Origin of the sequence: Alicyclobacillus tolerans (genome assembly GCF_900142255.1) — a bacterium.
GTDB lineage: Bacteria > Bacillota > Bacilli > Alicyclobacillales > Alicyclobacillaceae > Alicyclobacillus_I > Alicyclobacillus_I tolerans.
Window position 1 is genome coordinate 1 of sequence record NZ_FRAF01000066.1, and the last position, 1,318, is coordinate 1,318.

2 protein-coding genes are annotated in these 1,318 nt (G+C 51.9%); both read left to right on the forward strand.

Going from position 1 to position 1,318, the window contains the following annotated elements:
* Positions 1 to 10: 10 nt before the first annotated feature.
* The gene (locus tag BUA75_RS15370; protein WP_072875527.1) at positions 11 to 421 is read left to right on the forward strand and encodes a type II toxin-antitoxin system HicB family antitoxin; all 411 of its coding nucleotides are present in this window, start codon (positions 11 to 13) and stop codon (positions 419 to 421) included.
* 65 nt (positions 422 to 486) lie between these two features.
* Positions 487 to 1,128: a metal-dependent hydrolase gene (locus tag BUA75_RS15375; RefSeq protein WP_072875525.1), complete on the forward strand. Its 642-nt coding sequence runs from the start codon at positions 487 to 489 to the stop codon at positions 1,126 to 1,128.
* The last annotated feature ends 190 nt before the right edge of the window (positions 1,129 to 1,318 follow it).

Consider the following 1,318-nt stretch of genomic DNA (forward strand, 5'->3'; position numbering starts at 1 on the left):
AGGTTGGCAAATGTACAAAGATCGATACATCTATCCAGCGATTTTTCATTTCGCTGAGGATGGAATATCCATAGAATTTCCTGATTTTCCAGGTTGTTTACCTTGCGCATTTAGCCTAGAAGAAGCCATGAAGAATGCCCGTGAGGCAATGGCATTGCATTTATACGGAATGGAACAAGATGGAGAAATACTTCCGGAACCAACGCCCATTACTCATCTTCAGTCCAACGAACATCAAGCCATTGTACTTATCGAAGTATGGATGCCTCCTTTCCGGGATGAGATGGAGCAGAGAGCCGTCAAGAAAACGTTAACGATTCCCAAGTGGCTGGATGATTTAGCGTTAGAGCATCAAGTGAATTTCTCGCATTTGCTACAAGATGCGCTCAAGAAGTACTTAGGCGTGAATGAAAAACAATAGAATCATCATCCTGATCGTATTCCCCGCCCCGCCCTCTCTCCGCATCAAGGAGAGGGGGCTTTCTTGTGATCTATCGCACTCATGCGGCCTTTGGGGCGGCGCTCATGGAATCGGTGCTGGTGGGAGAAGGCGCGTTCTCCTGGCAGGCGGGAGCGGCGGTGGCCATAGCGGCTCTGGTTGCGGTGATACCCGATGTTGATCATCCGCAATCCTGGATCACCTTGCACGTCGATCCTCTGCGTCTGGTATCCCGCACGTTTCGCCACCGCACTGCCACACACAGCCTCTTGTCGATCCTGTTTGGGTATGTGCTCCTATTTCAACTTTTGCACCTGCCCCCCTGGGTCGCCAGTGGAATCTGGGTGGGTTGGACGAGTCATGCGCTCATCGACCTTTTGAATCCCCAAGGCGTCATGCTCTTTTGGCCGATGCCTACGCCAAGTCTGCAAAAACGTCTGCATTGGAACGGATTCATCCGAAATCCCGTGCCGCTACTCACCATCCCCGTACAAAGTCTTGGCGAGGAAATCCTGGAACGACTCCTCCTGTTCTATGCGATGGCACTGGGGGTTCTTTGGATTGCGGCACACATCATCGTATCTTTGCCGTTTTCCCGCCCTCTCCACCGTCTGTTGTGGCACGGTATCGACATTTTGACGTGGCCTTTCTTGGTGCACATCGCGCTATGGCTTCACATTCGAGCGTAAGGAGGGAACCATCATGCTCTTCAACCCGCAGACGGTGGCCAGCGGACCCCTTTTCAACCTGATGCGACCGTTTTTCGGCATTCTTGCACTCGTAGCTTTAGGGTACTTTGGGTGGAGGATACTTCATATGACGGCAACCGGGAAACGCGCCGCACTGATTCTGGAGTTGTTCGGAATCCTGTTTGTTCTC

Bases quoted from the DNA above. Each gene is read 5' to 3' on its own strand.
- BUA75_RS15370 (WP_072875527.1), top strand. From the start codon at position 11: ATGTACAAAGATCGATACATCTATCCAGCGATTTTTCATTTCGCTGAG.